We start from the raw sequence: 2,221 nt of genomic DNA, 5'->3' as shown, positions 1-2,221 counted from the left end.
GGGTTGCGCGCGTGCAGGTGCACGATGGCAGCACCCGCTTCGGCCGCGCCAATGGCGGCTTCAGCGATCTCCTCGGCGCTCACCGGCAGGTGCGGCGACATGGAGGGCGTGTGGATCGAGCCGGTGACGGCGCAGGTGATGATGACTTTGTGCTGGGGCATGGTGGGTCAGGACGCGAGCCCGAGAGGTTCTGGGACGATGGTGTTTTCGATGTGGCCAATGCCTTCCACTTCGACCCGCACCACGTCGCCAACTTTCAGGAAACAAGGCGGCACCATGCCCACGCCCACGCCCGAAGGCGTGCCGGTGGCCAGCACATCGCCGGGCTCCAGCGTCATCACGGTGGAGAGGTGGGCGATTTGCTCGTAGATGTTGTAGAGCATGTCGGCGGTGTTGCTGTCTTGCCGGACCTCGCCGTTGACCAGTGTGCGCAGGCGCAGTGCGTGCGGATCGGGAACCTCGTCATCGGTCACGATCCAAGGCCCGATCGGGCCGTGCGTGTTGAACGACTTGCCCAGCGTCATGGTCTGCGAGCGGCTCTGCCAGTCGCGCACAGACACGTCGTTGCAGACCACATAGCCGGCGATCACGGCACGTGCCTGCTCCACGCTCACGTGGCGGCAGCGCTGGCCGATGACCACGCCCAGCTCGGCTTCGTAGTCCAGCTTGTCCGACACCTTGGGCAGGTGCACCGGCGCATAGGGCGGGTGCACACAAGAGACCTGCTTGTTGAACCACAGTTGGGTCTCGGGCGGCTTCACGCCCAGGCGAATGGCTTCCTCCACGTGCTTGCGGTAGTTCAAGCCGATGGCCAGGTATTTCGAAGGGTTCGGGATCGGCGCTTGCAATTCCACATCGGCCAACGGGTAGCAAGAGCCAGCCACCACGGCGCGGGCACGTTCCAGCAAAGCCGGGCCGCCTTGCAGCAATTCCAGCATGGTGTTGGGTAGAGCGGCGTCGCTCGCGGGCAGGTCGATCACGGCGTTGCCGATGACTTTGCCGATGGAGGTGCGGCCTCGGCAGGTGAAGGTGACGAGTTTCATGAAAAGCTCCCAGGTAAAAAAAGAAGATGGTCAAGCGGGGGTGCTGCTCAACCCTGGAAAGTCGGTCGGATGCGGAAGTCCTGGATGCGCCAGTGGCCGCTCTGCCGCACGAAGCCAACGAAATAGTCGGCCACGGCGGTCGCCGCGACTTGGACGGGCAACGGGTGCCCTTCTTCGTTGGCGGATTGGAAGAACTGCAGGTAGCAGCTGCCTTCGGCGGCGTCGTGGCCTTGGGGGTGCACGCGGATGTTGGTGCACAGATGGCGCGTGACCGCGTGCGCGGGACGCGCCTCAAGGAAGTTGCGGATCTCGTCGATGCCGCGCATGACCAGGCCCGCGCGGTCGAGCGTGGCGTCTTCTGTGAAGAGCTTGAGCACTTGCGGGTAGTCCTTCCGGTCCAGGCTGTTGGCGAAGTCGACGATGAGACGGCTGCAGGCCGATTCGGTGTCGGCCTGGTCCGCGGTGGGGGTTGGGTTCATGGGCTCAGTTCTGGGTCAGCTTGGTCGCAAAGGCGGCAAAGCGGTTGATGTAGGCCTGCAGGAACTGGCGGGTCGAATCGTCCGTCACCGAACCGTCCTCTGCGATGAGGCCGGGCTTGAACGTGACATAACACTCGCCGCCAAGCACCGCCGCGCTGAGCGCGCCCAGCACCTGGCGCAGGTGCAGCTGGGCGGCTGCGGTGCCGATCGCGCCGGGGGTGGTGCCCGCCATCGCAACCGGCTTGTCGCGCCAGACGTTCTTGTCCATCGGCTTGGACCCCCAGTCGATGGCGTTCTTGAGCACCGCCGGCAGCGAGCGGTTGAATTCCGGTGTCACGATCAGCATGCCGTCCATGCCGGCGCAGGCGGCGGTGAAGCGGTTCACCGCGTCCGGGCGGTTCGCTTCGAGGTCGCCGTTGTACATGGGCAGCTCGTCCAGCGCGATCGGGTGGAAGGAGAGCGCAGGTGGTGCGAGCTTGACCAGCGCGTCGGCCAGTCGCTGGTTGATGGATTCGCGGCGCAGGCTGCCGACCAGCAGGCCAATCTTGCAGGTACTCATGTGTGATCCTTTTTAAGGTTGGGGTGGAGAAGAAGACGGAGGAGGAGAAGGGGTGGGCGCCGGGGCAGGTTCGCCGTCGCCGAGGCCCAGGTAGGCGCGCTGGATGGCCGGGCTTTGCAGCAGCTCGCTGGCCGAGCCTT

Annotated in this window: 4 protein-coding genes; all 4 read right to left on the bottom strand. The window is 65.2% G+C overall.

Annotation, left to right across the window (positions count from 1 at the left end):
• The coding region (locus ABYB95_RS22035; protein ID WP_372662017.1) for a 3-keto-5-aminohexanoate cleavage protein at window positions 1-161 on the bottom strand (161 nt) is incomplete at its 3' end.
• 6 nt (window positions 162-167) lie between these two features.
• Window positions 168-1,043 carry a fumarylacetoacetate hydrolase family protein gene (locus ABYB95_RS22030; protein ID WP_372662014.1) on the bottom strand — a complete coding sequence of 292 codons (876 nt, stop codon included), beginning with the start codon at window positions 1,041-1,043 and terminating at the stop codon, window positions 168-170.
• Between the two features lie 47 nt (window positions 1,044-1,090).
• Window positions 1,091-1,522 (bottom strand): nuclear transport factor 2 family protein, encoded by a 432-nt coding sequence (locus ABYB95_RS22025; RefSeq protein ID WP_372662011.1) that lies wholly within the window; start codon window positions 1,520-1,522, stop codon window positions 1,091-1,093.
• Window positions 1,523-1,526: 4 nt separating this feature from the next.
• Window positions 1,527-2,081, bottom strand: coding sequence for an NADPH-dependent FMN reductase (locus ABYB95_RS22020; RefSeq protein WP_372662008.1), 555 nt, complete (start codon window positions 2,079-2,081; stop codon window positions 1,527-1,529).
• Window positions 2,082-2,221: the final 140 nt, after the last annotated feature.

It is taken from the genome of Hydrogenophaga sp. (assembly GCF_041633695.1).
GTDB lineage: Bacteria > Pseudomonadota > Gammaproteobacteria > Burkholderiales > Burkholderiaceae_C > Hydrogenophaga.
This window is presented reverse-complemented; position numbering and strand designations above follow the sequence as displayed.

Bases quoted from the DNA above. Each gene is read 5' to 3' on its own strand.
- ABYB95_RS22020 (WP_372662008.1), bottom strand. From the start codon at position 2,081: ATGAGTACCTGCAAGATTGGCCTGCTGGTCGGCAGCCTGCGCCGCGAA.
- ABYB95_RS22025 (WP_372662011.1), bottom strand. From the start codon at position 1,522: ATGAACCCAACCCCCACCGCGGACCAGGCCGACACCGAATCGGCCTGC.
- ABYB95_RS22030 (WP_372662014.1), bottom strand. From the start codon at position 1,043: ATGAAACTCGTCACCTTCACCTGCCGAGGCCGCACCTCCATCGGCAAA.